Source organism: Bhargavaea ullalensis, from assembly GCF_042432615.1.
In the GTDB taxonomy this organism is placed as follows: domain Bacteria; phylum Bacillota; class Bacilli; order Bacillales_A; family Planococcaceae; genus Bhargavaea; species Bhargavaea ullalensis.
Genome location: NZ_JBHLWY010000022.1, coordinates 46,823 through 70,695, shown reverse-complemented (window position 1 = coordinate 70,695; position 23,873 = coordinate 46,823). Strand labels below are relative to the sequence as shown.

General features: G+C 55.0%; 24 protein-coding genes and 1 pseudogene. 4 read left to right on the top strand and 21 right to left on the bottom strand.

The features are described from left to right. Positions 1 to 35 precede the first annotated feature (35 nt). The 3 genes from ACFFIY_RS06155 to ACFFIY_RS06145 form a co-directional block, all read right to left on the bottom strand. Entirely contained in the window at positions 36 to 2,063 is a 2,028-nt protein-coding gene (locus ACFFIY_RS06155; protein ID WP_354196915.1) for a catalase, read from the bottom strand. Positions 2,064 to 2,433: 370 nt separating this feature from the next. After that, positions 2,434 to 3,018: a helix-turn-helix domain-containing protein gene (locus ACFFIY_RS06150; RefSeq protein ID WP_354196913.1), complete on the bottom strand. Its 585-nt coding sequence runs from the start codon at positions 3,016 to 3,018 to the stop codon at positions 2,434 to 2,436. A gap of 123 nt (positions 3,019 to 3,141) precedes the next feature. Continuing rightward, positions 3,142 to 3,462, bottom strand: a complete 321-nt coding sequence (locus ACFFIY_RS06145; protein ID WP_354196911.1) for a cupin domain-containing protein — start codon at positions 3,460 to 3,462, stop codon at positions 3,142 to 3,144. 176 nt (positions 3,463 to 3,638) lie between these two features. Here ACFFIY_RS06145 and ACFFIY_RS06140 point away from each other — a divergent pair. Next, a pseudogene (locus ACFFIY_RS06140) lies at positions 3,639 to 4,307 on the top strand (NAD(P)H-dependent oxidoreductase). Between the two features lie 59 nt (positions 4,308 to 4,366). Here ACFFIY_RS06140 and ACFFIY_RS06135 read toward each other — a convergent pair. The 9 genes from ACFFIY_RS06135 to ACFFIY_RS06095 all read right to left on the bottom strand — a co-directional run bounded on the left by ACFFIY_RS06135 (position 4,367) and on the right by ACFFIY_RS06095 (position 11,353). Then, entirely contained in the window at positions 4,367 to 5,647 is a 1,281-nt protein-coding gene (locus ACFFIY_RS06135) for an Nramp family divalent metal transporter (RefSeq protein WP_354196909.1), read from the bottom strand. A 411-nt stretch (positions 5,648 to 6,058) separates the two neighbouring features. Further along, the gene (locus ACFFIY_RS06130; RefSeq protein ID WP_354196907.1) at positions 6,059 to 6,331 is read right to left on the bottom strand and encodes a hypothetical protein; all 273 of its coding nucleotides are present in this window, start codon (positions 6,329 to 6,331) and stop codon (positions 6,059 to 6,061) included. Next, positions 6,319 to 6,732: a hypothetical protein gene (locus tag ACFFIY_RS06125; RefSeq protein WP_354196905.1), complete on the bottom strand. Its 414-nt coding sequence runs from the start codon at positions 6,730 to 6,732 to the stop codon at positions 6,319 to 6,321. Before ACFFIY_RS06125 ends, ACFFIY_RS06130 begins: the two co-directional genes overlap by 13 nt. Positions 6,733 to 6,817: 85 nt before the next feature. Next, positions 6,818 to 7,537: a DUF2711 family protein gene (locus ACFFIY_RS06120; RefSeq protein ID WP_354196903.1), complete on the bottom strand. Its 720-nt coding sequence runs from the start codon at positions 7,535 to 7,537 to the stop codon at positions 6,818 to 6,820. Positions 7,538 to 7,627: 90 nt separating this feature from the next. Then, entirely contained in the window at positions 7,628 to 8,023 is a 396-nt protein-coding gene (locus ACFFIY_RS06115; protein WP_354196901.1) for a hypothetical protein, read from the bottom strand. Positions 8,024 to 8,056: 33 nt separating this feature from the next. Next, positions 8,057 to 9,352: a serine hydrolase domain-containing protein gene (locus ACFFIY_RS06110; RefSeq protein ID WP_354196899.1), complete on the bottom strand. Its 1,296-nt coding sequence runs from the start codon at positions 9,350 to 9,352 to the stop codon at positions 8,057 to 8,059. 38 nt (positions 9,353 to 9,390) lie between these two features. Then, positions 9,391 to 9,762 carry a hypothetical protein gene (locus tag ACFFIY_RS06105; RefSeq protein ID WP_354196897.1) on the bottom strand — a complete coding sequence of 124 codons (372 nt, stop codon included), beginning with the start codon at positions 9,760 to 9,762 and terminating at the stop codon, positions 9,391 to 9,393. 66 nt (positions 9,763 to 9,828) lie between these two features. Then, entirely contained in the window at positions 9,829 to 10,809 is a 981-nt protein-coding gene (locus ACFFIY_RS06100) for a tRNA dihydrouridine synthase (RefSeq protein WP_354196895.1), read from the bottom strand. Positions 10,810 to 10,930: 121 nt separating this feature from the next. Next, the gene (locus ACFFIY_RS06095) at positions 10,931 to 11,353 is read right to left on the bottom strand and encodes a DUF1259 domain-containing protein (protein ID WP_354196947.1); all 423 of its coding nucleotides are present in this window, start codon (positions 11,351 to 11,353) and stop codon (positions 10,931 to 10,933) included. Positions 11,354 to 11,514: 161 nt separating this feature from the next. Here ACFFIY_RS06095 and ACFFIY_RS06090 point away from each other — a divergent pair, with 161 nt between their 5' ends. Next, complete coding sequence (locus ACFFIY_RS06090) at positions 11,515 to 13,131, top strand: thiamine pyrophosphate-binding protein (RefSeq protein WP_354196893.1); 1,617 nt, start codon at positions 11,515 to 11,517, stop codon at positions 13,129 to 13,131. A 108-nt stretch (positions 13,132 to 13,239) separates the two neighbouring features. After that, complete coding sequence (locus ACFFIY_RS06085) at positions 13,240 to 13,488, top strand: hexameric tyrosine-coordinated heme protein (protein ID WP_354196891.1); 249 nt, start codon at positions 13,240 to 13,242, stop codon at positions 13,486 to 13,488. 87 nt (positions 13,489 to 13,575) lie between these two features. Here the strand turns inward: ACFFIY_RS06085 and rlmD are convergent, their stop codons facing one another. From rlmD to ACFFIY_RS06055, 6 genes are all read right to left on the bottom strand, one after another. Further along, on the bottom strand, positions 13,576 to 14,940 hold the full coding sequence (gene rlmD, locus ACFFIY_RS06080) for a 23S rRNA (uracil(1939)-C(5))-methyltransferase RlmD (protein WP_354196889.1): 1,365 nt from the start codon (positions 14,938 to 14,940) through the stop codon (positions 13,576 to 13,578). Between the two features lie 414 nt (positions 14,941 to 15,354). After that, positions 15,355 to 15,891 (bottom strand): hypothetical protein, encoded by a 537-nt coding sequence (locus tag ACFFIY_RS06075; RefSeq protein WP_354196888.1) that lies wholly within the window; start codon positions 15,889 to 15,891, stop codon positions 15,355 to 15,357. Between the two features lie 52 nt (positions 15,892 to 15,943). Beyond that, positions 15,944 to 16,594, bottom strand: a complete 651-nt coding sequence (locus tag ACFFIY_RS06070) for a hypothetical protein (protein ID WP_354196886.1) — start codon at positions 16,592 to 16,594, stop codon at positions 15,944 to 15,946. A gap of 223 nt (positions 16,595 to 16,817) precedes the next feature. Continuing rightward, positions 16,818 to 16,943 (bottom strand): cytochrome bd oxidase small subunit CydS family protein, encoded by a 126-nt coding sequence (gene cydS, locus ACFFIY_RS06065; RefSeq protein ID WP_354196884.1) that lies wholly within the window; start codon positions 16,941 to 16,943, stop codon positions 16,818 to 16,820. 22 nt (positions 16,944 to 16,965) lie between these two features. After that, entirely contained in the window at positions 16,966 to 17,994 is a 1,029-nt protein-coding gene (locus ACFFIY_RS06060; RefSeq protein WP_354196882.1) for a cytochrome d ubiquinol oxidase subunit II, read from the bottom strand. Next, a complete protein-coding gene (locus tag ACFFIY_RS06055) occupies positions 17,991 to 19,358 on the bottom strand; it encodes a cytochrome ubiquinol oxidase subunit I (RefSeq protein ID WP_354196880.1) in 1,368 nt (455 codons plus the stop codon). The genes ACFFIY_RS06060 and ACFFIY_RS06055 overlap by 4 nt, the downstream gene beginning before the upstream one ends. Positions 19,359 to 19,731: 373 nt before the next feature. Here ACFFIY_RS06055 and ACFFIY_RS06050 point away from each other — a divergent pair, with 373 nt between their 5' ends. Next, entirely contained in the window at positions 19,732 to 20,160 is a 429-nt protein-coding gene (locus tag ACFFIY_RS06050) for an NUDIX hydrolase (protein ID WP_354196878.1), read from the top strand. A 166-nt stretch (positions 20,161 to 20,326) separates the two neighbouring features. Here the strand turns inward: ACFFIY_RS06050 and ACFFIY_RS06045 are convergent, their stop codons facing one another. The 3 genes from ACFFIY_RS06045 to ACFFIY_RS06035 all read right to left on the bottom strand — a co-directional run bounded on the left by ACFFIY_RS06045 (position 20,327) and on the right by ACFFIY_RS06035 (position 23,648). Next, a complete protein-coding gene (locus ACFFIY_RS06045; RefSeq protein WP_354196876.1) occupies positions 20,327 to 21,313 on the bottom strand; it encodes a c-type cytochrome in 987 nt (328 codons plus the stop codon). A gap of 100 nt (positions 21,314 to 21,413) precedes the next feature. Continuing rightward, positions 21,414 to 22,397 carry a c-type cytochrome gene (locus tag ACFFIY_RS06040; RefSeq protein ID WP_354196874.1) on the bottom strand — a complete coding sequence of 328 codons (984 nt, stop codon included), beginning with the start codon at positions 22,395 to 22,397 and terminating at the stop codon, positions 21,414 to 21,416. 303 nt (positions 22,398 to 22,700) lie between these two features. Continuing rightward, positions 22,701 to 23,648, bottom strand: coding sequence for a diacylglycerol kinase (locus ACFFIY_RS06035; RefSeq protein WP_354196872.1), 948 nt, complete (start codon positions 23,646 to 23,648; stop codon positions 22,701 to 22,703). Between the last annotated feature and the right edge of the window lie 225 nt (positions 23,649 to 23,873).

Here is a 23,873-nt window from a genome sequence, read left to right as displayed (position 1 = left end):
CCAGCGCCGGTCGGGCTTTCTTCGTTTATTCCCAATCAAGTGCGGTCCCAGAACCGCTTCATCGCCAGTGCGTCCACATATTGCTGGGCAAACTCGGCATTGCCGGACGCGAGCACGACGCCGTCCATGTTGTTGTCATCCGTCTTCACAACATATTTCTCGGCGTCGGCCGAAACGGCGATCGGCTTCATGTGCATGTACTGCATCTTGAAGAAGTCCATTATCCCCTGATCGAACTTCATCTGGTTTTTCGCCTTGCCGCCGACCACATACACGGAATCATACAAGGTCGGGTGCACCGTCAGGAACGTCTGCGTCGGCGTGAGTTCCGTGCCGTCCTTCCCTTTCACCGGTGCCAGCGTCTCCGACACGATGTCGACTTTCGCTTTCACGTCCATGAGGGTGGCGAGCACTTGCTGAACTTCCTCCCCGTCGAACCCGTTCCCGATAAGAACGGCGACACGGGAAGTCTCCGCGGAATGTGGCATATTCAGGATGCTCAGCGCCGGCGAGCTCTTCTCGCAGTCGACATGCCCTTCCTGCGGCGGCTCGACACCGATGTTCTCGGCGAGCATCGTTGCAAAGTCCGTGTCCACATTGCCGAACATTTCAACCGTCTTCTGACGGATCGACTTGTTTTTCACGCTGCCGACGTGGAAGCTGAACGACTCGATGAGGTCCTGCTTTTCAGGCATGGACAGGCTGTTCCAGAACATCCGCGCCTGAGAATAATAATCCTGGAAGGACTCGCTCGGGTGTTCGCGCGTCACATGGCCTTCCACCTCGCCCGGATAGTTTTCATAGCCGCCCTCTTCCGCCGGCACTTCATAAGGCGAGCCTTCCGCCTGCGTGTTGTTGTGGAAGTGGACGTTGTCTTCCTCGATCGGATACTTGAGGTAGCTGTCGCGCAAGTTGTGGTTCACATCCGAAATCGGGCGGTTGATCGGCAGTTCTTCGTAGTTGGCCGAGTGGTGGCGGTGCAGTTCCGTGTCACGATAAGCGAACGAACGGCCCTGCAGCACCGGGTCATTCGTGAATTCAATGCCCGGCACGAGGTTCGCCGGGTTGAACGCCGACTGCTCGTTTTCGGCGAAGAAGTTGTCCATCGTCCGGTTCAGCGTCATCTTGCCGACAACCTTCGGCGGCACTTCCTCCTGGGGCCACAGCTTTGTATCGTCAAGGATGTCGAAGTCGTACTTGAACTCGTCTTCCTCGTCGATCAGCTGCACGCACAGTTCATATTCAGGGAACGCCCCGCTCTCGATCGCCTCGACGATATCGCGCCGGTGGAAATCGGGATCCACGCCGCCGATGATGTTCGCTTCATCCAGCATGAGCGAATGCACACCGAGCTTCGGTTTCCAGATGAAGCGGACGAACGTCGACTTTCCGCTTTCGTTGATGAAGCGGAACGTGTTGACCGGATACCCTTCCATCATGCGCCAGCTACGCGGCCGTCCGCGCATCGACATGAGCCACATGACCATGTGCGCCGACTCGGGGTTGCTGATTACATAATCCCAGAAATTGTCGTGTGCCACGGTCGCCTGCGGCATGTGCTGGCGAGGCTCCGGCTTTGCGGCATGCGTCACATCCATGAACTTCATCGCATCGGCGAGGATGAACACCGGGAACTGAAGCGCCAGCATATCGTAGTTGCCTTCTTCGGTATAAAACTTCGTCGCAAATCCGCGGATGTCGACCGCCGTGTCCTTCGACCCGCGGTTGCCGACAAAATTGGAGAACCGGACGAACACCGGTGTCTGCTTGCCCGGCTCAAGGAACTTCGCCATCGTGTAATCCTTCAGGGACTCCGTCGCCTCAAACACCCCGTGCACTCCGAATCCGCGCGCATGCACGACTTTCTCCGGAATCCGCTCCCGGTTGAAATGCGACTGCTTCTTGTAGAAATGGAAGTCCTGCATGAGCAGCGGACCGCGCTTGCCGGCACGGAGTGTCTTCATGTCATTTGACACCTTTTGGCCGTTCACATCGGTCATCGGTTTCCCGGCATTCTGCCTGCGGAACTGATCCAGCTGTTCATCCTTCTTGTCTTTTCCCATCTATCCACCCAGCTCCTCTCATCGATCTGCGTTCTGGTTTCGGGCAAAGAAAACACGGGGAACGAACCACGCTTGCCTACCGGCGGGGATGAAGACGCGAGGTTCTACCGGTCTCTTTGCACAATCGATAGTCTTCTTCCCCCTGTCCGGGCAAGTCAAACCACACAGGCGGAGAACGCATCGAAAGACCTTCGGGACAAGAGTACCAATAAGGGCGCCTGAACAACGAGGTTTCCAGAGGAGCGTTATCTTTATTATGAAAAGCGTTATCTTTATCTTGCAGAACGTTATCTTTATCCGGCAGAACGTTATCTTTTTCGCGTGGATGCATAAAAAAAGACCGTCTCCCAAAAGGAAACGGCTCCGACGATCAGATATATTGATAAAACAATCCGTGCTGAGTGCAATACCAGAACAGCGTGCCGTGCCGGCGCTTCGGCAGGCGGGCCTGCATCGCCCATTCCGGATACTGCTTGATGATCTGCACACTTTCGCCAGTGGCCAACGCGATAAATGAAATGTAATGATCCTTGTCCATCGGATGATCGCTTTCGATGAACCACTGCCCGTCCGTTTCCGTGACTTGAAGCTTGTCGGGCCCGTCCGCCTTGATGGCTTCAAGCGGCTCCAACTTTCTTCCGCAGCACGACACGGTCGCATTGCCGGAAGAAAGGACGAGATTGTTGCACGACGGACAAACAAAATAATTGGACTTCTTCATATTTCCTCCCACGAATTCATTGACGGGCAACTCACCGCCAAGAATGTCTTCGATATTGCTGCCGAGCAGTGCGGACAGGTCCGGCAGCAGCGAGACATCCGGAAAGCCCCTTCCCCGCTCCCACTTGGAAATCGTCCGGTCCGACAGATTCAGCCGGTCGGCCAGTTCTTTTTGGGTGTATCCTTTCTCCTTGCGCAACCGGGCGATCAAGCCGCCGATTTTGCTGCTGTCCATGCCATCGCCTCCCGTACACTCTCCATGTTAAGCCGCCTTCGCCCCTTCCGCAACAAACGCTCCGTGGAGTCGGCCACTGAAAAACGGACACCCGAGAGGATGCCCGTCACCGTGCCGAACGCTTTATTTATCGATCCGTGTCAGCGTCCCGAAAATGCACGCCTTCCCATCTTTCCCGTTGACGAATCCGACCTGTTCCTCCGGGCCGCAGTGCAGCACCTGGCCTTCGGCAAACGGCATTTCTTCCCCGTCCACGGAAAGCGTTCCGCTCCCTTCCATCACATGAAGGACCAGTTCCCGTCCCGGATGCGAATGCGGGCGCATTTCCTGCCCCTCCTGAAAGTTCAGCAAAAATACCGTGGTCCGTTCCGACTTGATGAAATCTTCTTTTGTAAACCGGTCTTCATTGAATTGCCGGGCTTCCCCGCTCGAACGAAGTTCCATATCTATCTCCCCTTTCATTAAATATCCTGGTTGCATTCTTTTCCCCGAAGGGCACCTTGCCAAACGGGTTCAATTCTTGAGAAAGATCAACCGGTTACTTTTCGTAACTTTTCTGATACAATACAAGATGTATGAACATTATGGAAAGGAAGCGATCCAAATTGACTGAGCGGGCACTGCTTGACAAGGAACAAATCAAGGAACTGGTTCTGAACGCCATGAACTTCCGCCACGCCACGAAAGAGTATGATGAAAACAAGTAAATCACCGATGAGGATTTTCGTTATATCCTTGAAGCAGGCAGGCTGTCACCGAGTTCGCTGGGATCCGAGCCATGGAAGTTCCTCGTTGTGCAGGACGCGGCACTGCGCGAAAAAATGATGCCAGCCTGTCCGGGTGCTGTTGAAAAGCTGAAGACGGCAAGCCACTTTGTCGTCATCCTTTCGCGGACCGGCATGAGATACGATTTGGAATACTTGGCGGACCAAATGAAAAACGTCCAAGGCTTTCCTGAAGAGATGATCCCGACAATCAGCGAGCAGTACATGTACTTCCAGCAAGGCCGCAATATTCTAGAGAGCGAACGGACGGTTGATGACTGGTCCGCAAAGCAGACTTACATCGCACTCGGCAACATGCTGACGGCTGCGGCCATGATCGGCATTGACTCCACGCCGATGGAGGGATTCAACACCGGGCAGCTCACCGCTCTCCTTGAAGAAGAAGGCTTGCTTGAAGGCGGCGCGTACGCCCCTTCCGTCCTCGCCGCATTCGGCTACCGCAAGGCGGATCCGAAGCGTCCGAAGACGAGAAAACCGATGGAGCATGCGACCATCTGGGCATGAGCATAAAAAACACGGCAGGGACTTCCGGTAACCGGTGTCCCTGCCGTGTTTCATTTCCTTCAGAAAATCGTTTCATACAAGAGGAACAGGTTGAGCGCAATGATTAAAATAGCGATCAGCCATGCGGTCACGGTCGTGATTTTCTTGTTCACCAGACCGCCCATCAGTTTTTTGTCGCTCGTGAAAAGGATGAGCGGAATGAGGGCGAACGCAATGCCGAACGACAGGATCACCTGGCTCATGACGAGTGCCTTGGAGGCGTTGATGCCGAGCATGATAATGATGATCGGCGGCAACATCGTGATGACGCGCCTCAAGTAAATCGGGATCCGCTTTTGGATATACCCCTGCATGACAATGTCCCCGGTGAGGGTGCCGACGGACGAACTCGAAAGCCCCGCCGCCAGCAGCCCGACCCCGAACAGGATGGCCACATGGGTCCCGAGCATCGAGCCGAATTGATCGAAGGCGACTTCCAGATCATCGACCTGCACGCCTTCCTTGAAGAACAGCGCCGCCGCGACGATGAGCATGCTGGCGTTGATGGCGCCGGCGATGATCATCGCGATGATGACGTCAATCGTCTCAAACTTGAAGATTTTCTTCCGCTCGGCTTCGTTGCGCCCGACGATCCGTTTGTTCGTCAGACCCGAATGGAGATAGATCGCATGCGGCATGACCGTCGCCCCGAGCATCCCGGCCGACAGCAGGATGCTGTCCACGCCTTCAAATCTCGGTGTAAACAACCCGGCGAGCAGCGGACCGGCCTCCGGCTTTGCCACAAACACCTGGACGCCGAACGCGATCACAACAACAAAAATCATGCCGGCGATGACCGCCTCAAGCGACCGGACACCCCGCCGCTGCATCTCAAGTATGGCAAACGAGCCGATGGCGGCGATGATGGCAGCCGCGCCCATCGGAATATTGAACACGAGGTACAAGCCGAGCGCCGCCCCGATAAACTCTGCCAGGTCGGTCGCCATGATGACGAGCTCCGCCTGGATCCACAGGAAGATCGAGGTCTTCTTTGAAAACCGTTCGCGGCTCACTTCCGGCAAGTTGCGTCCGGTCGCGATCCCGAGCTTCGCAGACATCATCTGGATGAGCACCGCCATCAGGTTCGAGGCAAGGATGACCCACAGCAGCTTGTAGCCATAGGCGGATCCGGCTGAAATGTTCGTCGCATAGTTGCCCGGATCGATGTAGGCGACCGCCGCGATGAACGCCGGGCCGAGGAACGGCAGAAGCTGCCGGATCCCCTTCGTTTCTCTGCTCAGGGAAGTGCTGGCGTGCTTTTGCAGCGCCTCGTCATTTTTATTTTGACCTTTGGGCTTCATGTAAAAACACCTCTATCCTGACCGAGTCCCAGAAGTTGCGCAAGGGAAACTTTTTAATGAGACTAATTATAATTAATTCCCATTTTAGATGTCAACTCGTCCGCTTGAGTCTCCTTGCCCTGTATTCCCCTCCTGTCCCGGGATCATGCAGCTCATCATTCTGTTTTTTTTCGTTTGTGCGGGATGAGTGGAATCATGGACGCTGTGAGTGAGCGCGTTGCCGCGGCGAGTGGAATCATAGACGCCGTGAGTGAGCGCGTTGCCGGGGCGAGTGGAATCATGGAGCGAGGCTGTCAATTTCTCTGTGTGATTTCACTCTTCGGCAGATGGAGTTGACACAATCCGATGAACACAATCTCTTTCCGGGTACGAAAAAAGGACGGCACGGAGCCCTCCCTTTGCAAAAAAGCATTATTCCCTGAAGTTTTCTTTCAACCGCTTCATAGCTTCCGGGTGATTGTCATCATATTTATAGGCTGCCGCTAGGCGGATCAATGCGACAATCTCCAGCGCCGGGTTTTTCTCTCCTGCTGCGAGATTGACGCATTGATTCAAAAATCCGATGGTCTTCTCCGGCTGTTCATGGATCCTGCATAAGTTTCCGGCAGCTCCATAGAGAAACTGCCGATCCCCTTCGCCGCATGACTCCAACAATTTCTCCCGCCCCTCGATCAAAATATCCATGGCTTTTTTCGGAACCGAACCAATTGTCCGGCCTTCCTCCCGATTTCTATTGCACCCGGCGGCGGATCGACCGAACCCCGTACACCCTGGACGCGGCCATCCGAATAGCGGATTGTCACTTCATAGCTCCATCCGTCGAGCACGGGCGAGCCGTAGTCTTTGATCCATTCATCAACGTGGAACTTGGCGATGAGTGAATCCAGGAACTCTGCCGCTGCCGCCGGGTCCATCTGATATTCGTCCTTGCGGAAATCCATCCTGCCTGACTGCCCGGTTGCCGTCAGGATCTCATGGGTGAGTGTCCCGCCGCGGTTGATTTCCACTTCATGGACTCGTTCTTCCCCTTGGCGCAGCGGACCGCTCGCATACATTTCAAAGCGGATGGAGTGGATCTGATTCATGGGTGGCACAGTCCTTTCAAAAAAGTGGCTAGAGTGGCAACTATGTGATTTGCGGACCCTTATTGAATGCTAAATAGCCGTCTCTTTAGAAAACGTCCTCGCCTTCTTCCGGATTCCAGACACTCCAATAGATCTCCGTGCGGTTGCTGCAGAAAAAGCCCTCCAGACCGGAAGAACGGACGATACGCTCCAGCTTTTTTCTATCTTTTGAACACACCATGGAGAAATGGCTGTCCCAGTGGGTCGTAATCAGCAGAGATTGATCATGCGTGAATAGATTTTTCCCGTCCGGCGCATCTCCTGTGATCAGATCATCAATAAATTCAAGTTTCCGCTCCGTGCAAAACTCATCACCCACCCACAGCCATTCTCCACACTCACTCTTCACACCTTGAAACAGTTTGTTGATGATCAGTTCCGGCAGAAACCCTTCTGTAGGCGGAATCAGGCGATGTATGTCGCTGGCACGGTCAATCGCATCGGCAAGCTCCGGGTCTGCAAATTTCTTAATCAACCCGCCTATACGCGTTCGGAGTCCGATGTCCAGTTCCCGGTTGCTCCCGATCCCGCTGAGCCTACGGAACGCTTTCCAGCTCACGGCCTCTGCATGTTTGATCATCTCCGATTTGTGCGGACATGTTTGCGGGAAATAGTTTTCCGGATCGACCCCGACCGGCCTGATGAAAGGATGAAAGAAGATGAACACCTCATTGAAAACACCCGAGTAAAAAGTTTTGATCGGAACATCCGCGGAAGTACAGACCGCGTATCGGTGCGGCTCCGGAAAATACCTGACTTCTTCCATTTCGTCCTCCCCTCTCCGGTCTTCCTTCCGGCTCGAAATTATTTTACGGCAATACCACCGCCTTCAAGCGCCTGCCGGCCTGCATATTCCCTAGGACAAAGCCACAATCAGGCAAAGGGCGAAGGCAATTGCGGAGACGGGCGCCATGACACGTTTTTCTTTATGGCTGCGTGAAGCCAGATTGGCTGCGGTGTTCAGGCCAAGGAAAGCCGTAATGCCCCACATCATGAGATCGTTCGCAAAGAAGGAGCCACCGCTGATCAGACCGGCATGCTGCAAAACGATAAAACCCATAAGCAGGAGAATGGCTGCATTTATCGAACTGACCAACCGAAGCTTTCCGGGCAATACTTTATGGTAGCCGCCCATCGCATATTCACCCAAAGGGCGGCCGAGCGACAAGAGCACTTGAAACACTGCAACCCCCACGAATATGCCGGCTGCCATGCAGGCAGATATTATGACCCACCCGTTTTCCATTTCCATCCGTCCCCTCCTGACCCGCTTCCCCCTGTAAATTTATTCCTTGCGGTATGTTGTTTCTCTTCCCCACGGGTCACGGTGGATCAGGGTTTCCTCTTCCATCCGGACGGTGAAGCGGTCATCCGCTTGTTTTCCCCGCAGGCTCACCTTGCCGCCAACCTCCTCTGTTCCGATGATTTCGCAGTTGTACACGACACCGTACATTTTCGGGAGCGCCGCGAACAGCCGGTTTCCTTCCGAAAACAGGTTCAGTTCGCCTTGTTCATTCCGGTAACGTCCGGCCAGCCCGGCCAGAAGATCTTCGTCAAGCCGGATTTCCTGCGCTTCTTCGACATCAGGCTGTTCTCCGTCCAAGACGATTGCGGCCAGATCCCGCGCGATCCGGTCGGCCGGTGTCAGGTTGAAATTGCTCAGCACGACGACCGACAGCTCCTCTTCCGGAACCCGGAGATAATGCGAAACGAAGCCGTTCACGTCACCGAAGTGCTCCCACTTCACGCGCTCCTTCCGGTTCCGTATTTCCTTCGAATAAAACCAGTCATAGCCGCACATCTCGTTGTGGAGAGTGAACATCTTCTCTCGTCCACGCGGCCCGATAATGGAATTGTCACCCAGCGCCCGGTCCCAGAGGAGGAGATCCGAAACCGACGAATACATGCCGTAAGCCCCGGCCGCCACCGACATGTCGATGAACTCCGCTCTCCGGATGTCCCGGTCCACTGTATAGCCGGCGGCATAATCCGGAATGAGCTTCCTACCGTCGTCGTTTCCGGTATGCTCCATGCCAAGCGGGCCGAGAATATTACGCTGCAGAAAGTCAGCGAACTCCAGTCCGGAAGCCTTCTCTATGATCGCCGCCAGTACCGCATAGCCGGAGTTTGTGTACTCCACGGCGCTGCCGGGGGCAAATTCCGGCGGCAGCGCCTTGATCCGGCCGACGGTTTCCTCAAGCGTGGCGGGCAGGCGCATCGTGGTCATCCAGTAGTCTGGCTGCGAAGCAAAGTCCGCCAGCCCGCTCATGTGGCAGAGCAGATGATGGATCGTGATTCTCTCACCGCCCGGAATCCCGTCGATAAAACGGTTGACCGGATCCTCCAGCGCGAGCCTCCCCCTCTCCTCCAACTGCAATACCGCCATGGCCGTAAACGGCTTCGACAGCGAGCCGATACGAAATTTCGTCTTATCTGTATTGGAAATGCCGAACCCCCGATCCGCCATCCCATACCCTCTGCTAAGCAGCACTTCCCCTTTGTGCCGGACAGCCAGCGCCCCGCTAAAATGTCCGTTCGCCTTCATTGCTTCGCAGTATTGATTGATAATTTCCTTGTACATGTGCTTCCCCCCGGTGAATCTGTCTGTTTATGAAATCTTCAATGGTTGTTCGCTATCTGGACGTCCATCGCCCCGAGCGCCAGTTCAATGGAGCGGATCCTTCTTTCCAGCAGTGTTCTTTGCGGACTGCCTTCCTTCGACTTTTCATAAATTTCTTCAACAGACGGCAATAACCCTGCAAGCGTCTTATGGGAATCGGCCAATTCTTCACTGGAATACTGAACCGGCCTCTGATACCAGGCGTTTTCCAGCACAGCGAGGCCGATCCGCATGGCACTGAGCCTCTTTTCAATCAACTTGGTATTCGCTCCTTTTCGTGCCATTCCCTCAAAGGCTCTTTCGGTTTTTCTGATGGTCGATTCGAACGACCGGATTGACTCCGCTTTCACTTTCTCTGATACTGTCTCCAAACCGGCAGCCTCCTTTCATAAAAAACGAACCCCGTTCCCGGGATCCGTCCTGAAAAAAGAATGAAATTACCTTGCATCAAATCCGTCCGCATTCTGTTCGAATGCATCCAGCAGTGCCCTCGCTTCATTTGTCGATTTCGTATTCATCAACCGGTTTCTGAGCTCGCCCGCCCCGTGGAACCCTTTCACATAAATCTTGAAGAACCGGTGCAGCCCGGTGATCGGCCGGCGGATGTCTTCGATGTATTGGTCGTGAAGGTCCAGATGAAGCCGGAGAAGGTCCAGAAGCTCCTGGCTGCTGTGCTCCTTCGGTTCTTTTTCAAAGGCGAACGGATTCTTGAAGATGCCGCGGCCGATCATGACACCGTCCACTCCGTATTTCTCCACGAGTTCCAGGCCGGTCTTGCGGTCGGGGATGTCCCCGTTGATCGTCAGCAGCGTGTCCGGCGCCACGCGGTCCCGAAGTTTCTTGATCTCGGGAATCAAATCCCAGTGCGCGTCGACCTGGCTCATTTCCTTCCGCGTTCTTAGATGAATCGACAAGTTGGCGATGTCCTGCTTCAGCACATGGGTCAGCCATTCTTCCCACTCGCCGATCTCTTCAAAGCCGAGCCGTGTCTTCACACTGACGGGAAGCCCGCCCGCTTTCGCCGCCTGGATCAATTCTGCTGCGGTCTCAGGATGCAGGATCAGACCGCTCCCCTTGCCGCGCTCGGCCACGTTCGGAACCGGGCAGCCCATGTTGATGTCGATGCCCTTGAATCCTCGCTCCGCCATGCCGAAGCTCATTTGACGGAAATACTCGGGCTTGTCCCCCCAAATATGCGCGACCATCGGCTGCTCATCCTCCGTGAACAGCAGCCGGCCGTGCACACTTTTAATGCCTTCCGGATGACAGTAGCTGTCCGAGTTCGTGAACTCCGTGAAAAACACGTCCGGACGCCCGGCTTGTGCGACGACATGCCGGAACACCACATCCGTCACGTCTTCCATCGGAGCCAGCACAAAAAACGGACGCGGCAGGTCTTGCCAAAAGTTTTCGTTCATTGCTCATTCCATTCCTCTCACTTTGAAGCATTGAGTCCATTATATCTTAAATGAATTTAACAAATCAGGTGTATAAAATTGCCTGCCGGCCAAAGGGGGCGGTGAATGGCGCTAAGCGGATTTATTCATTTCCCCGGACTGGAGCACTGCTCAAGAACTGAAACGCATAAGCCATTTTCCTTGCAAAATCAAGAGGCGGTTCGACTGATTGAACATGCACATACATGATCAGCGGCTTGGTGAAGAGCCAGTGATTATGGACCGCACTGATGATGAGCCCGTACTGCGACAGTGCTTGGATGAACGCCGGGATTTCTTCCTGAAGAACGGCGACCTCCGCCAGGTTCAGTGCATTCCCGCGCTGATCCAGAGATTCAAACGAAACACCCGCGGGCATGACTTGCGTGCTTTTCTTCCCCTGAACGGTTGCACCGAAAGTCCGGTGAAGAGATACCGAACATGTCCCGTTTTCCTGCTTGCCAGAGCCATTGAGAATTTGTGCAAATTCCCTGCACAGCGATTCATCAGCAAACACTCTTCCCATCCCCTCTTTTCCCCGTAACTGCTTTAGCATACGGGGACTTAATGGGATTTGTGCCGGTGAGCGGGCGAATAAAGTCAAGCGAATGCCCGGATAGTTTGCCCGTCATTTATTGGTGGAAGACTTAATGATAGCAACCAGAATAACCGGGGAGGATTGCGCAAATGACGAATCAGGCAAAAAACGTGGCGGAACTGATGCTGGATCAACTGTCTCTTTACGGGGTAAAACGAATTTACGGCGTGGTGGGCGACGCCAGCTTCGGCCTCATCGATGCTTTGGCGAGGCAGGAACAGATTCAATTTATCGCCTGCAAACATGAATCGACGGCTGCGTTCATGGCATCGGCCGAGGCGAAGCTGACCGGGGGACTCGGTGTGTGCACGGCGACGATGGGACCCGGTGCAACGAATCTTTTGAACGGGCTCGGTGATGCCCATGCCGACCGTGCGCCCGTCCTCGCGCTCACCGGACAGGCCCCCACCGATAAAATCGGGAAGACGGTCCCGCAATTCATCAACCAGCAGGATCTTATGAAGCCGTTTGCCGCTTATTCGGCGAATGTGGCGAGCCCCGACACGGCACTGGACCTTCTGGAAAAAGCAGTGGGCACCGCGCTCAACCAGCGGGCAGTCACCCATCTGTCCGTGCCGAAGGATCTGTTCATGGCGCAATCAGAAGCCGAACCGCGCCAGTTGCCGGAAGTGATTGAAGGGGCTTCCGTATTTACGAAGGAGAGCCTTCAGAAAGCTGCGGATATCATGAAATCCGCACAGCGGCCGATGATCTTGGCCGGGTCCGGAGCCGCCGACGCTGCCGGAGATCTCAAGGAACTGGCAGAGCTCTGGGGCGCCGGCATCCTGGCCAGCCTTGGCGGAAAAGGACTGGTTGAAGAAGAATTCCCGCTCATGCTCCAGGGAATCGGCGAAGGCGGAAACCCGCATGCCGCCGCCCTGTTCAAAGAAGCCGATGCGGTTCTGCTTGCGGGGACGACTTGGTGGCCTGAAGGTTATGTCCCTGAAGGAGCCCGGGTGATCCAGATTGATCGCCATTTCGATCAGATCGATAAGAACCTTCCAGTGGATGTCGGGATCACCGGCAAAACGGAAGAAGTGATGTCCCTTTTAATCGAAGGTCTTTCCGGCTTCTCCCCTTCCCAAGGCTGGGTGAACCGCTGCAAAAAAGTCAAAGAGAAATGGGATCGTCAAAACGAGGACGAAGGCCATACGGGCGGATTCCCCGTTCACCCTTCACGTATCATCCGTGCGCTTGACCGCACCGTCGCCCGGGATGCGATCGTCTCACTCGACACCGGAGACAACACCGTCTGGACAAACCGCAACTTCCGGCAAACCGACCAGACGTTCATCTTCTCCGGCTACTGGCGGACGATGGGCTTCGGGCTCCCCGGAGCGATGGCGGCGAAACTGGCGAACCCCGAAAAACAGGTTGTGGCGATTGTGGGAGACGGCGGGCTGCAGATGGTCCTCGCCGACCTCCTGACCGCCACCCGCTACAAGCTCGACATCACCGTCGTCGTATTGAACAACGAATCCTTGCAGATGGAAGCCGACAAACTCAAAGTGCTCGGTGCGAAAGGGGTCGGAACCGATCTGACCAATCCGGACTTTGTCCGTCTGGCCAAATCATGCGGATGGCAAGCATTCCGTCCGGAGTCGGCCGAGGAACTCGAGTCGGTGATGGAAAAAGCACTGAACACCGTCGGTCCGTCGCTTGTGGACGTCCAGACGGCGCAGGCCTTTTTCCCGGAGACGGAATAAAAAAAGTTGAAGGGGATCAAATGCCCCTTCAACTTTTTCTGCCTTGTGACAACCCAACATCCCCGGCATATGTATAGGGAGACCAAACGAATAAAGGAAGTGAACGGCATGCCGAGTCAGTCGGTGCATTCGCTGATCACCCAGACGCCCGAGGAAGGATTTGCGTTAGCGGTGATGCTTGCACAAAAAGGGGTCACCGTCACACAGCCATCGGAAGAAGTTCGGAAAGTACTGCGGCCCGCCTACTCCACCAACCCCGACAGTCTGATCAACGTCTCCCAAGTCATCGCCGTCCACTTCCAAACGGTTGCCGCCGCCAATAATTATTGGCGCCAGTGGACGCCTTATTATCAGTAAGATTGTTTGGGTTAAAAAAATCACTTTGCACAAATTCACAAAGACCCCCGTGCTGTTCGTCCGGGGGCATAGAATTCATTTCACTATTCACTTCAATTCTATCAACGCAACGGCTTCCACATGACTCGATTGCGGGAACATATCCACCGGCTGAACTTCTTTCGTCTTGTACCCGCCGTCTTCCAGAATCCGCAGGTCGCGGGCCAAGGTTGCCGGGTTGCAGCTGACGTAGACGATGCGCTTCGGCCGGTATTCGAGGATGGTACGGAGCAGGTGCTCGTCGCAGCCTTTTCTCGGCGGGTCGACGACGAGGACGTCGAATCGCTTGCCGTCTTTGTACCAGCGCGGGATGACGTCTTCGGCGGCGCCTGCTTCAAAGTGTGTGTTCGTAAAGCCGTTGAGTTCGGCGTTGCGCTTTGCGTCTTCAATTGCCTGCGGAACGATTTCCACCCCGTACACTTCCTTCGCTTTCTTCGCGAGGAAGAGGGAGATTGTGCCGATGCCGCAGTAGGCGTCGATGACGGACTCATCGCCTGTGAGATTCGCGTATTCGAGCGCCTGGGAATAGAGCACTTCGGTCTGGTCCGGGTTGATCTGATAAAACGAGCGTGCGGAGATTTCGAACCGGACGCCGCCGATTTCGTCGGTGATGACTTCGGGGCCGTGGAGCACGATCGTTTCATCGCCCATGATGACGTTCGTTTTCCGGTCGTTGACGTTCTGGATGATCGACGTCACGTCCGGCAGCACGCCCTGAATGAGCGAGACGACGGCGTCTTTCTGCGGGAACTTGCTCTTGCGCGTGACGAGGACGACCATCGTTTCCCCGGTCGCCTTCCCTGTGCGGATGACAACGTGGCGAAGGAAGCCTTTGTCCTTGTTCTCGTCGTACGCCTTGATGCCGAGTTCATGGAGGCCATGCTTGATCGTGCGCATGACGACATCCGCCTCGGTTGACTGGATGAGGCACGTTTCGGTGTCCATGATCGAGTGCGTCCCGCTCCGGAAGAATCCGGCTACGACCTTTCCGTCCCGCTCGGCGAACGGGATCTGTGATTTATTGCGGTAGCGCCAAGGGTGTTCCATCCCCTTCACCGGATGAACCGGGACCTCCGGCAATTTGGCGATCCGGTCCATCACGTCGCGGACCATCTTGCGCTTCCGCTCGAGCTGGCCTTCATACGACAAATGCTGGATCTGACAGCCGCCGCACTCCGGGAACACAGGGCAAGGCGGCTCGGCCCGTTCTTCGGATGCTTCAATGATGTTCAGGAGCTTGCCGAAGCCGTATTTCTTGAGTGTTTTTGTCACTTTGAATTCGACGGTCTCTCCCGGCAGGGCACCGGGAATGAAGAGCGGATAGCCGTCGATTTTCGCGACCCCCGCCCCGTCGTGTGTGAGGTCAACGACTTCGGCGGTGAGCCGGTCGTTCTGCTGGACTGCATAAGTCATGGATGAGTTCCTCCGTCGTATGTCTGTTGCCTTCATTTTACCAGAAAAGCGGAGGAAAGCAGAGCAGATGTGACGGCAATTAAATTGAAATGGGTTTAAGCTCGGAGTTGTGCTTCTACGGACAGAGGTTCACTGGTTCCACGGAAGCAGAAAAAGACGCAGTGACTGAGGGCTCGGTCACTGCGTCATATATTTAGGCAAGGTCTAATAGTACGGGTAGGGCTGTGTACCACCCTTTATTTTTTTTGCACCAACCAAATAATCATGACAAAAAACAACGCGAAGACGGTTCTGGCAAGTAAATTAAAAAGGATATTATATTGATTAAAAAAGTCGCTAAAAAAAGTGATTAGAAATCCGATCAAGAAAACAATTATATACCGCAATAAAACGTCACCTCAAATTTGTCCCGCTTCACTGTTCGCCGGAGAGTTCGTCAATTTGCCGGTCCATTTCCGCTCCGGTTTGATCAATCTTCTCTTGAAGCTCCATGTTTTCCTCATTCAGTTTTTCAGCTTTATGGTACGTTTCTTCGGTTACCGATTCAAGTTCGAGTGCCGATAACTCCGTGGTCTTATGAAGTGAAGCGAGATTCAGATCCACATACTTGATAGTCGTCTCGTTCAGTTCCCTAATCTCTTCATTCACCAGTCCATCACGGGCTTCAGAAGCGATTTTCTTGGTTTCTTCCATAAACGGAATTACTTCTTCCTTCAGATAGCGGTGGGCTTCCTCAGGTTGATCGATGATGGATGCAGAGTGGTTGAACATTTCTGCGAACTTGAATGATCGCTCATCCAGAGGCTCGAGGACATTCTCTCTATATTCATCAAATTCTTTTTCCACACTGATATTCTTTGATTCTGCTTCGTTGCCACTGTTGCAGGCAGCGAGTAATCCTATCAATAACACCATGAGAGTTAATTTCATGTATGAAGATTGTTTATCCATGATCAGCCTTCCCTCTGCAGTTTCCCATTAAATTTTTCCCAGCCGTTTCACTTCAAGACCCATATTTAGATTCAAGTTCCTTAACTTTTGTATCATACTCAGCTGTTTTTTCATCGATTTGTTCTTGCAGTTCCATGACTTCAGCATACACTTCTTCGGACTTGGCGTAGGATTCATCGCTGACAGGATGAATATGGAGTTCTAAAAATTCCGCTTGTTTGTGGAACGACTCAATCGTCAAATCCAGTTGATCGATCGTGACTTTATTTACATCTTGAATTTCTTTAGTAACCAGCTCATCCTGCAAACTCTCCGCGAGTTCCTTTGTTTCTTCAGCATATGGAATCATCTCATCCATAATATAGGTTCGGGCGTTTTCCGTTTCGGCGATCATGGAATTAAAATGCCCGCCCATTTCAGCAAGCTTCCACGATCGCTCATAAAGCGGTTCGATTCCTTCTGTCTTATAGTCCTCAAACTCATCTGCCGGATCAATGCCGCTCCCGCTTTCCGGACTGTTGCAAGCAGCCAAAAAGATCATCACCAGCAACAGCAGATTGACCGATACACTCTTTTTCTTCATCATTCCACTCTCCGATTCAAAACAAGCAGACAAACCTGATGCCCGCACGAAATTTCCTTTTCCTGCCGCAGCTTTAATCATACCAAATTGAAAGAGCTGGAAGTTCAGGAATAACGGCATGCGTCGAAAGACACCCCCATCCCGGCAGGAACCACTCCCAAGACTTTTGCCCCGCTAAACGCCTAAGAGACCGATTCTCGCTGCTAAGAGTCCGATTCCACTCTTTAAGAGACCGATTCTCCTCGCTAAGAGTCCGATTCCGCTCTTTAAGAGTCCGACTTTCCGCACACCCGCACACCCAAAAACCGCCCCGGCACAATCACCGGGGCGGTTCGCTTCGCCTTTATTTTTTCTTCCGTTCCTTCGGTCCTTTCGTCACCGCGTCATCAAATGGCGCCACGATAAAGGCCACTAAGATCACGCCGATCAGGACGATGAACGGGGCGTAGAAGATGAGAAAATCGTTCATTTAGGTTCCTCCTTCATTTCCTTCAGGCGTGCTCGTCGCTCTTTTTGCCTTTTACGTAGTCTTTGTTGAACAGGAACATGCGCAGCAGCAGGTAAAGCGACGGGATGAGCAGGCAGAGGCCGAGGATGAATGCCACGACGAGCGCGGTCGCCATCGCCGGGTTCGTAAAGCTGTCGTAGATCGTCAGGTGCGGGTACAGCAGGTACGGATAGTGCGAGAAGCCGTAGCCGTAGAAGGCGAACGCGAACTGGCCGAACAGCATCCAGAAGGCGAGCCCGTAGTTGCGGCGCTTCCAGAGCAGCCAGACCGTGCCGGCAAACAGAAGAGCCGAGACGGCGAACATCCATCCGAAGTCGAGCAGGCGCGCGTAGTGTTCCGGGTTATGCGCACGCAGCTCCCAGATGATGCCGCCGGCGGTGATGATCGTCGGCAGTGACCAGATGAGCGCGTACTTCCGGAGCAGGTCGGTCGCTTCCCGGTCGCCGGCTTTATTGGCGTACCAGGTGAGGAACACGGCGGATATATACAGCACGGCGGCGAGGCTCAGGACGACGATCGACCAGGTGAGCGGACTCGTGAACAGCGCATGGTAATCCAGCACCGGATTACCGTCGACGAGGTCGACAAAGCCGCCTTCGGAAATCGTGAGCACGATCGACATCGAGGCCGGCAGCAGGAGCCCGGCCGCACCGTACATGAATGAATAACCTTTATGTCCGCGGGCGCCGTACGTTTCAAACGCATAGTACGAGCCGCGGATGGCGAGCAGGATGATCGCCAGGCTCGCCGGCACGAGCAGCGTCGTCCCGTAGTAGAACGCAGAGGACGGGAAGAAGCCGACCATGCCGACGAAGAAGAACACGAGGAACACGTTCGTCACTTCCCAGACCGGGGACAGGTAGCGCTGGATGACGTTCGTCAGGATGCGCTCTTTGCCGGTGAGCACGCTGTAGGCGTTGAAGAAGCCCGCCCCGAAGTCGATTGAAGCGACGATCAGGTAACCGAACAGGAACGTCCAGAGCACCGAAATACCGAGGATCTCCAGGGTCATGACGGATCAACCCCTTTCGCTTTTTCCTCTGCAATCCGCTCTGCTTCACGGTCCGCGATTTCACGCTCGACCGGGTTGCGGCGGAACATTCTGCGGAGTACGACGACGCTGCCGACGCCGAGGACCAGATAGAGAAGCGCGAACAAGTACAGCATCAGATCAACCTGCCCGCTTGTTGTCGCTCCTTCCGGCGTCTTCATGATGCCCCGAAGAATCCACGGTTGGCGGCCGACTTCCGCATACCACCAGCCCGCTTCAATGGCGAGCACCGAGAGCGGGCCTCCGGCGACGATGAGCCAGCGGAACCAGCGCGAGCGGACAAACGCCCAGCCGAGGCGGCTGCCGAGCCAGTACAGGCCGGAAACGGCGATCATGAGCATCCCGATCGAGACCATCGTGTCAAACAAGTAATGAATGTAAAGCGGCGGGATTTCATCATCCGGAAATTCGTTCAGACCGGTGACTTCCGCTTTCGGGTTGGAGTGTGCCAGGATGCTCAGTGCGAATGGAATTTTAATCGCATACTTCACTTCTTCCCCGTCGAGCACCCCGTACAGCATGAGCGGGGCTTCCCCTTCGGTTTCAAAGTGCCACTCTGCGGCGGCCAGCTTCTCCGGCTGATATTCGGCCAGGTACTTGCCGGATAGGTCGCCGATGAGGAGTGCCCCGAGCGAGAAGACGAGGCCGAGCTTGACAGTCAGGTGCAGGGCCTTTTTGTGATAAATGTGATCCGAGCCCTTCAAAAGCCGGAATGCGGCAATCGCGGCCAGGACAAATGCCGAGGTCATGTAGGCCGTCACCACGACGTGCGCCACTTTCGTCGGCATCGCCGGGTTGAACATGGCGAGGATCGGCTGGATGTTGATGAGCTTTCCGTCGACAATGTCGAATCCTTGCGGTGCGTTCATGAACGCGTTCACGATCGTGATGAACACAGCCGAGAACGACGCGCCGAGCGCAACCGGGACAAGCAGCAACAGGTGCTTTTTCTGGTTGTCGAACCGGTCCCAGGTGTACAGGTAAATTCCGAGGAAAATCGCTTCAAAGAAGAACGCGAACGTCTCCATGAAGAGCGGCAGTGCGATGACCTGCCCGGCGAGTTCCATAAAGTTCGGCCATAAAAGCGAGAGCTGAAGACCGATCGCGGTCCCCGTCACGACACCGACGGCCACCGTAATGACAAACCCGCGTGCCCACCGGCGTGCGAGCAGGATGTAATGTTCATCGTTTTTCTTGATGCCCACCCATTGTGCAATCATGATCATGAGCGGGACGCCGACACCGATCGTCGCATAGATGATATGGAAGCTCAGCGTCAGCTCGGTGAGTGCCCGTGAAAAAAACACGGCTTCTTCATTGCCCATGCAGGTTTCCCTCCTTCAAAAGTGGAACGCATGTGAGTGTGTTTTCAAGTCCTCAAGGACGGGTATATATACTGGCAGTTCCGGCGTCATCCGCCGAAGATCCTGCCGACAATTGACAGCAGCATGATGGCGCCCACGATGAACGCGAGCCACATCAGCCACCGTTCCTGTTTCTTGTACATCGGCGCTCCTCCTTTGCATCTGCCACTATTATACCCCGGGGCGGATGTCCGCTAACGCGTAATCATGACGGAATGGTGGAAACGGCATGACAAATCCGTGGATGTCCAGTGACGGAATTTTGACACCGGTATTGAGAATGTTCGGACCATTTGGTATACTGAAAGAATCAACTATACAGGAGGTGCCGGCCATGGAACTCAGAAGAAAAGTACTGGCATATATCACACGCGGAGAAGGGCCGGACCAGCAGCTGCTCGTTTATACCGAGAAGAACCATCCCGAGTCCGGCGCACAAGTGCCCGGCGGGACGATTGATCGCGGAGAACTGCTGATGGACGCCCTTTACCGGGAGATTGAGGAAGAGACGGGCATTTCAAAACACGATCTCGTCCTCGTCGGCAAACTGGCAAAAAACACATTTTTCCCGAGACACCGCGACCGTAAATACGAACGAAACATTTTCCATCTTGCCTACACCGGCAATGGACCGGAGGAGTGGGGCCACACCGTCACCGGAAGCGGCAAGGACCGCGGAAAGTCACTGATCCTTCACTGGACGCCGGTCGACCACATTCCCGAACTAGCGGGCAAACAGGACATGGCGCTGGACGCGCTTTGACCGCAATACAAATGAAGGAGAGGCAGTGCCCGGGAATTCCGCGGGCACTGCCTCTTTTGAGTTGCCGGGTGACGAGTGTCCGAAGTCGCCGGGAAACACCCGCCGACTTATAGCCGTAAACGTAAAAAACGGGCTGCGGTGAAGCCGCACAGCCCGTTCTCAACCATCACTTTTCTTTTTTCACGACTTCCTCCCAGCTCACCTCGCCATTTTTCAGCTGCTCGCGCTTTTCCTTGTCGATAAGGTCGTTCGGCCGGCCGCCTTTTGGCCAGTCTTTGTCCTTGCCGCCCCATTCCGGACGGTCCTGCATGAGGATGAATGCCGCCAGGTCGCTCGCCTCCTGCTCGGTCAGGGAGCCGGGATCCGTCTTCGGCATGAAATCGTGGATGAAGCCGGCCATCTTGTCATGCCGGGACAGGCCTGCACCATCATTGAACGATTCGCTGCCCCACAAGGCAGGACCCGAGATTTCTCCGGTGCCCCCGCCGTCAGCCGCATGGCATGCGATGCAGGACTGCTTGAACAGCTCCTCTCCCGCGTCCGCATCCGGAACCGGAACATCCTTCATGGCAACGGGTTTCTTCCATTCCAGCTCGCCGCCTTCCGGCATTCCTTCAGAGATGTAAGCCATGTACGCGACGATCGCCTGCAGGTCTTCGTCACCTGTTTCGAACTCCTCGCCGTTCATACTGCGGACCATGCAGCCGTTGATCCGGTCTTCAATCGTCATGACGGCATCGGCCCGTTCATTGTAACGCGGATAAGTCACCGTCGTTCCCACGAGAGACATGGAACTCTTCTCAAGCCCCGCACCGGCATGGCAGCTCGCGCAGCTGAGCCCGTTCACTTTCGCTTCTCCCTCTTCCGCAGAGGCGGCTTCCTTCCTCAGTTCCGTCGAAGTCATATTCACCAGATCATATCCATGCTGGATCACTTCACCGTGCGGACCCTCCGGAAGGTCGTCCATCGACGGCGGCTGGAACGATGCGCTCTTCACGCCGGATTCTCCGGCCGTTTCCTCTTGATCGCCTGACGTCTCCGCCGACCCGTCGGCCTCCTGCTTGTCCTGCCCAAGACGGATGCCAAGAAAACCGATGGTCGCCAGCGACACGACAAGCAGGAAGATAAGTGTAATTCCCGTCGTTCTCTGCATTCACTTTCTTTCCTTTCCCTATGTATGCTCATCCCCTCTCTACCCTTTAACTAAATGGCAAAACACAACAGACTGCTCACAGGCGCAGTCTGCCGCAAGTTTATTTCTCCGCCTTCCTCAATACTTCTTCCCAGTCGACCGTTCCGTTCCGGATTTGCTCACGGAGTTCATTTGTAATGATGTCATTCGGACGCCCGCCATTCGGCCAGTCTTTGTCGTGGCCTTTCCACTCCGGACGGTCATGCATCAGCACGTAGGCGGCCAGGTCTGCGGACTCCTGATCAGACAAAGTTCCCTCGCCGCCTTTTGGCATATTGTTCTGGATGTAGCCGGCCATTTTCGTAATCCGGCCCATGCCCGCACCGTCGTTGAACGAGTCTTCTCCCCAGAGAGCGGGACCCGAGTTCGAACCGATGCCCGACCCGTCTTCCGCATGACAGGCGATGCAGGACTGCTGATAAAGCAATTCGCCGTCCTCCACGTTCGGCACCGGCATGTTGTCCATGCTGTTTGTGTGGCGCCACGGCATTTCGGCACCGACCGGCACGCCTTCGGAAATGTACTTGAAGTAAGCGACCATCGCATCAAGATCCTCGTCATCTTCGGCAAATTTCTCACCATCCATGCTCCGGACCATGCAGCCGTTGATGCGCTCTTCGATCGTGACGATCTGTCCTGAACGGCCAATGTACATTGGATAGGCGGCCGTCATTCCGACAAGCGACGAGGAGTCCTTCTCAAGCCCCGCCCCCGCATGACAGCTCGTGCAGCTCAATCCATTCACCCGCTCACGGCCGTCCTCCGCAGTTGCCGCTTCGCTCCAAAGAACTTCGGATGTATTGTTCACCAGCTCAAAGCCCCGTTTGATCGCGTCGCCGTCAGGTCCGTCGGGCACGTCTTCCATCGAGGGCGGATTATAGGCGATCTCTGCGGCATTGCCCGGATCCTCCGACGTTTCGTTGTCCTGAGCAGCGTCTTGGCCGGCAGCCGACATCTCCGAAGACAGCCGGATTCCCAAGAAGCCGATGATGAGCAGTGCCCCCAGAAACAGAGCCCCAAAAGTCAGTCCCGTTGATCTCTTCATCACGATCTCTCCTTTCAACTTTTGTCTGTCTTAAACCTACCTGAAACCGGCTCCCCGTGCGTTGACAATCCGGTGAGCATTCAGACAAAGCTTTGAAAGTGGATGAAAAAGGAAAACCTTATCAAACCGGCATTCTTCACATTCATTACCGGCCAAGGGCACAACTTCGGTGAAGAATCTGTGAGCTTTCTCACAATCCGACTCCTTTCCCCTGTTATCGACACAGACCGACAAGTGCCATCGCCGCTCCCTGCATCCGCCGGACAATAAAAAAACGCCCCCAAACGGGAGCGCATCCGGAATTTATTCGGTTCCCATCAACAGGTCCGCCGCCTGCGTCCGGTCTTTTTCCGGAATGCGTTCAAGCGGCACGAACATGCGGATATGCCTTGGCAGGTTCGTGAACTCGGCCGGCAGGAGCCCGCCGAACTCACCATCCAGGTTCAGCTGGACCTTTTCATCGGAAGACACGATGATCTTTGACGGTTTGGCAGAAATAACGAGTGGATCGTTCATATGCTCACCGCGCAGCGCCAGCGACACAACGCGGATGAACTCCGCAATGTTGCACTTCTTCAGGATGAACATGCTGAACTTCCCGTCGTTGATGCTGGCGTCTGGCGCGAGCTTCTCGAACCCGCCGACTGAGTTCGTCAACCCGACGAGGAACAGCATCGCCTCATCGTCGAACACTTCCCCGTCGTACTCCACCCGGAGCTGGGACGCCCGGATTGACGGCAGCATCTCGATCCCCTTCAAATAGTAGGCAAGCTGGCCGAGCACCGTCTTCAGCTTGCTCGGCACTTCATACGTCAGCTCGGTGATCTTGCCGCCGCCCGCGATGTTGATGAAATGACGGTCATTGACCACCCCGACATCGACCGGGATCGTCTCCCCGGCAATGATGATATCAAGCGCCTCGTCGATGTCACGCGGAATATGCACGGCCCGGGCAAAATCATTTGTCGTCCCGGTCGGAATGAGCCCGACGACCGGCCGCTGTGCCTCATCGTAGCCGCTGATCCCCGCAACCACCTCGTTCAGCGTCCCGTCGCCGCCAACCGCGATCACCGTGTCAAACTTCCGCTCAACTGCGGCCCTTGCCGCCTCGGTCGCATCCCCTTCGCACGTCGTCGCATGACAAGACGTCTCATATCCCGCCTCTTCAAGACGAACCAGCACCTCCGGCAGATGCTTCCGAAAAATTTCCCGCCCCGATGTCGGGTTATAAATGATCCGTGCACGTTTCATCTGGACTGTCCTCTCGCTTTGCAAAATTCTCTGTTAACTCATATGACGCCCCGGAGCCGCGGATGTTCCGCTGCCCCGCGAAAAGGAGCCGACACATTTCCGGCTCCCCCTGCTCTCCATCTTATTCCTGACTGCCCGGATGTGCAACCCGGAATGCCCGTTCAAGAAAGGCCGTGCACCGCCGCGCCGGATCCATTCCTTGCCGGATCAGAAATCTCACGCACG

What these genes read in the sequence shown, in the direction of transcription:
- ACFFIY_RS06145 (WP_354196911.1), bottom strand. Translation starts at nt 3,462, where the DNA reads ATGGAACTTCGTTCGAGCGGGGAAGCCCGGCAATTCAATGAAGACCGG.
- ACFFIY_RS06070 (WP_354196886.1), bottom strand. Translation starts at nt 16,594, where the DNA reads ATGCCGTTATTCCTGAACTTCCAGCTCTTTCAATTTGGTATGATTAAA.
- ACFFIY_RS06040 (WP_354196874.1), bottom strand. Translation starts at nt 22,397, where the DNA reads ATGAAGAGATCAACGGGACTGACTTTTGGGGCTCTGTTTCTGGGGGCA.
- ACFFIY_RS06050 (WP_354196878.1), top strand. Translation starts at nt 19,732, where the DNA reads ATGGAACTCAGAAGAAAAGTACTGGCATATATCACACGCGGAGAAGGG.
- ACFFIY_RS06090 (WP_354196893.1), top strand. Translation starts at nt 11,515, where the DNA reads ATGACGAATCAGGCAAAAAACGTGGCGGAACTGATGCTGGATCAACTG.
- ACFFIY_RS06055 (WP_354196880.1), bottom strand. Translation starts at nt 19,358, where the DNA reads ATGGGCAATGAAGAAGCCGTGTTTTTTTCACGGGCACTCACCGAGCTG.
- ACFFIY_RS06130 (WP_354196907.1), bottom strand. Translation starts at nt 6,331, where the DNA reads ATGGATATTTTGATCGAGGGGCGGGAGAAATTGTTGGAGTCATGCGGC.
- ACFFIY_RS06110 (WP_354196899.1), bottom strand. Translation starts at nt 9,352, where the DNA reads ATGTACAAGGAAATTATCAATCAATACTGCGAAGCAATGAAGGCGAAC.
- ACFFIY_RS06115 (WP_354196901.1), bottom strand. Translation starts at nt 8,023, where the DNA reads ATGGAAATGGAAAACGGGTGGGTCATAATATCTGCCTGCATGGCAGCC.
- ACFFIY_RS06120 (WP_354196903.1), bottom strand. Translation starts at nt 7,537, where the DNA reads ATGGAAGAAGTCAGGTATTTTCCGGAGCCGCACCGATACGCGGTCTGT.
- ACFFIY_RS06035 (WP_354196872.1), bottom strand. Translation starts at nt 23,648, where the DNA reads ATGAAACGTGCACGGATCATTTATAACCCGACATCGGGGCGGGAAATT.
- cydS (WP_354196884.1), bottom strand. Translation starts at nt 16,943, where the DNA reads ATGAACGATTTTCTCATCTTCTACGCCCCGTTCATCGTCCTGATCGGC.
- ACFFIY_RS06150 (WP_354196913.1), bottom strand. Translation starts at nt 3,018, where the DNA reads ATGGACAGCAGCAAAATCGGCGGCTTGATCGCCCGGTTGCGCAAGGAG.
- ACFFIY_RS06060 (WP_354196882.1), bottom strand. Translation starts at nt 17,994, where the DNA reads ATGACCCTGGAGATCCTCGGTATTTCGGTGCTCTGGACGTTCCTGTTC.
- ACFFIY_RS06075 (WP_354196888.1), bottom strand. Translation starts at nt 15,891, where the DNA reads ATGGATAAACAATCTTCATACATGAAATTAACTCTCATGGTGTTATTG.
- ACFFIY_RS06045 (WP_354196876.1), bottom strand. Translation starts at nt 21,313, where the DNA reads ATGCAGAGAACGACGGGAATTACACTTATCTTCCTGCTTGTCGTGTCG.
- ACFFIY_RS06095 (WP_354196947.1), bottom strand. Translation starts at nt 11,353, where the DNA reads ATGGGAAGAGTGTTTGCTGATGAATCGCTGTGCAGGGAATTTGCACAA.
- rlmD (WP_354196889.1), bottom strand. Translation starts at nt 14,940, where the DNA reads ATGACTTATGCAGTCCAGCAGAACGACCGGCTCACCGCCGAAGTCGTT.
- ACFFIY_RS06125 (WP_354196905.1), bottom strand. Translation starts at nt 6,732, where the DNA reads ATGAATCAGATCCACTCCATCCGCTTTGAAATGTATGCGAGCGGTCCG.
- ACFFIY_RS06135 (WP_354196909.1), bottom strand. Translation starts at nt 5,647, where the DNA reads ATGAAGCCCAAAGGTCAAAATAAAAATGACGAGGCGCTGCAAAAGCAC.
- ACFFIY_RS06100 (WP_354196895.1), bottom strand. Translation starts at nt 10,809, where the DNA reads ATGAACGAAAACTTTTGGCAAGACCTGCCGCGTCCGTTTTTTGTGCTG.
- ACFFIY_RS06085 (WP_354196891.1), top strand. Translation starts at nt 13,240, where the DNA reads ATGCCGAGTCAGTCGGTGCATTCGCTGATCACCCAGACGCCCGAGGAA.
- ACFFIY_RS06155 (WP_354196915.1), bottom strand. Translation starts at nt 2,063, where the DNA reads ATGGGAAAAGACAAGAAGGATGAACAGCTGGATCAGTTCCGCAGGCAG.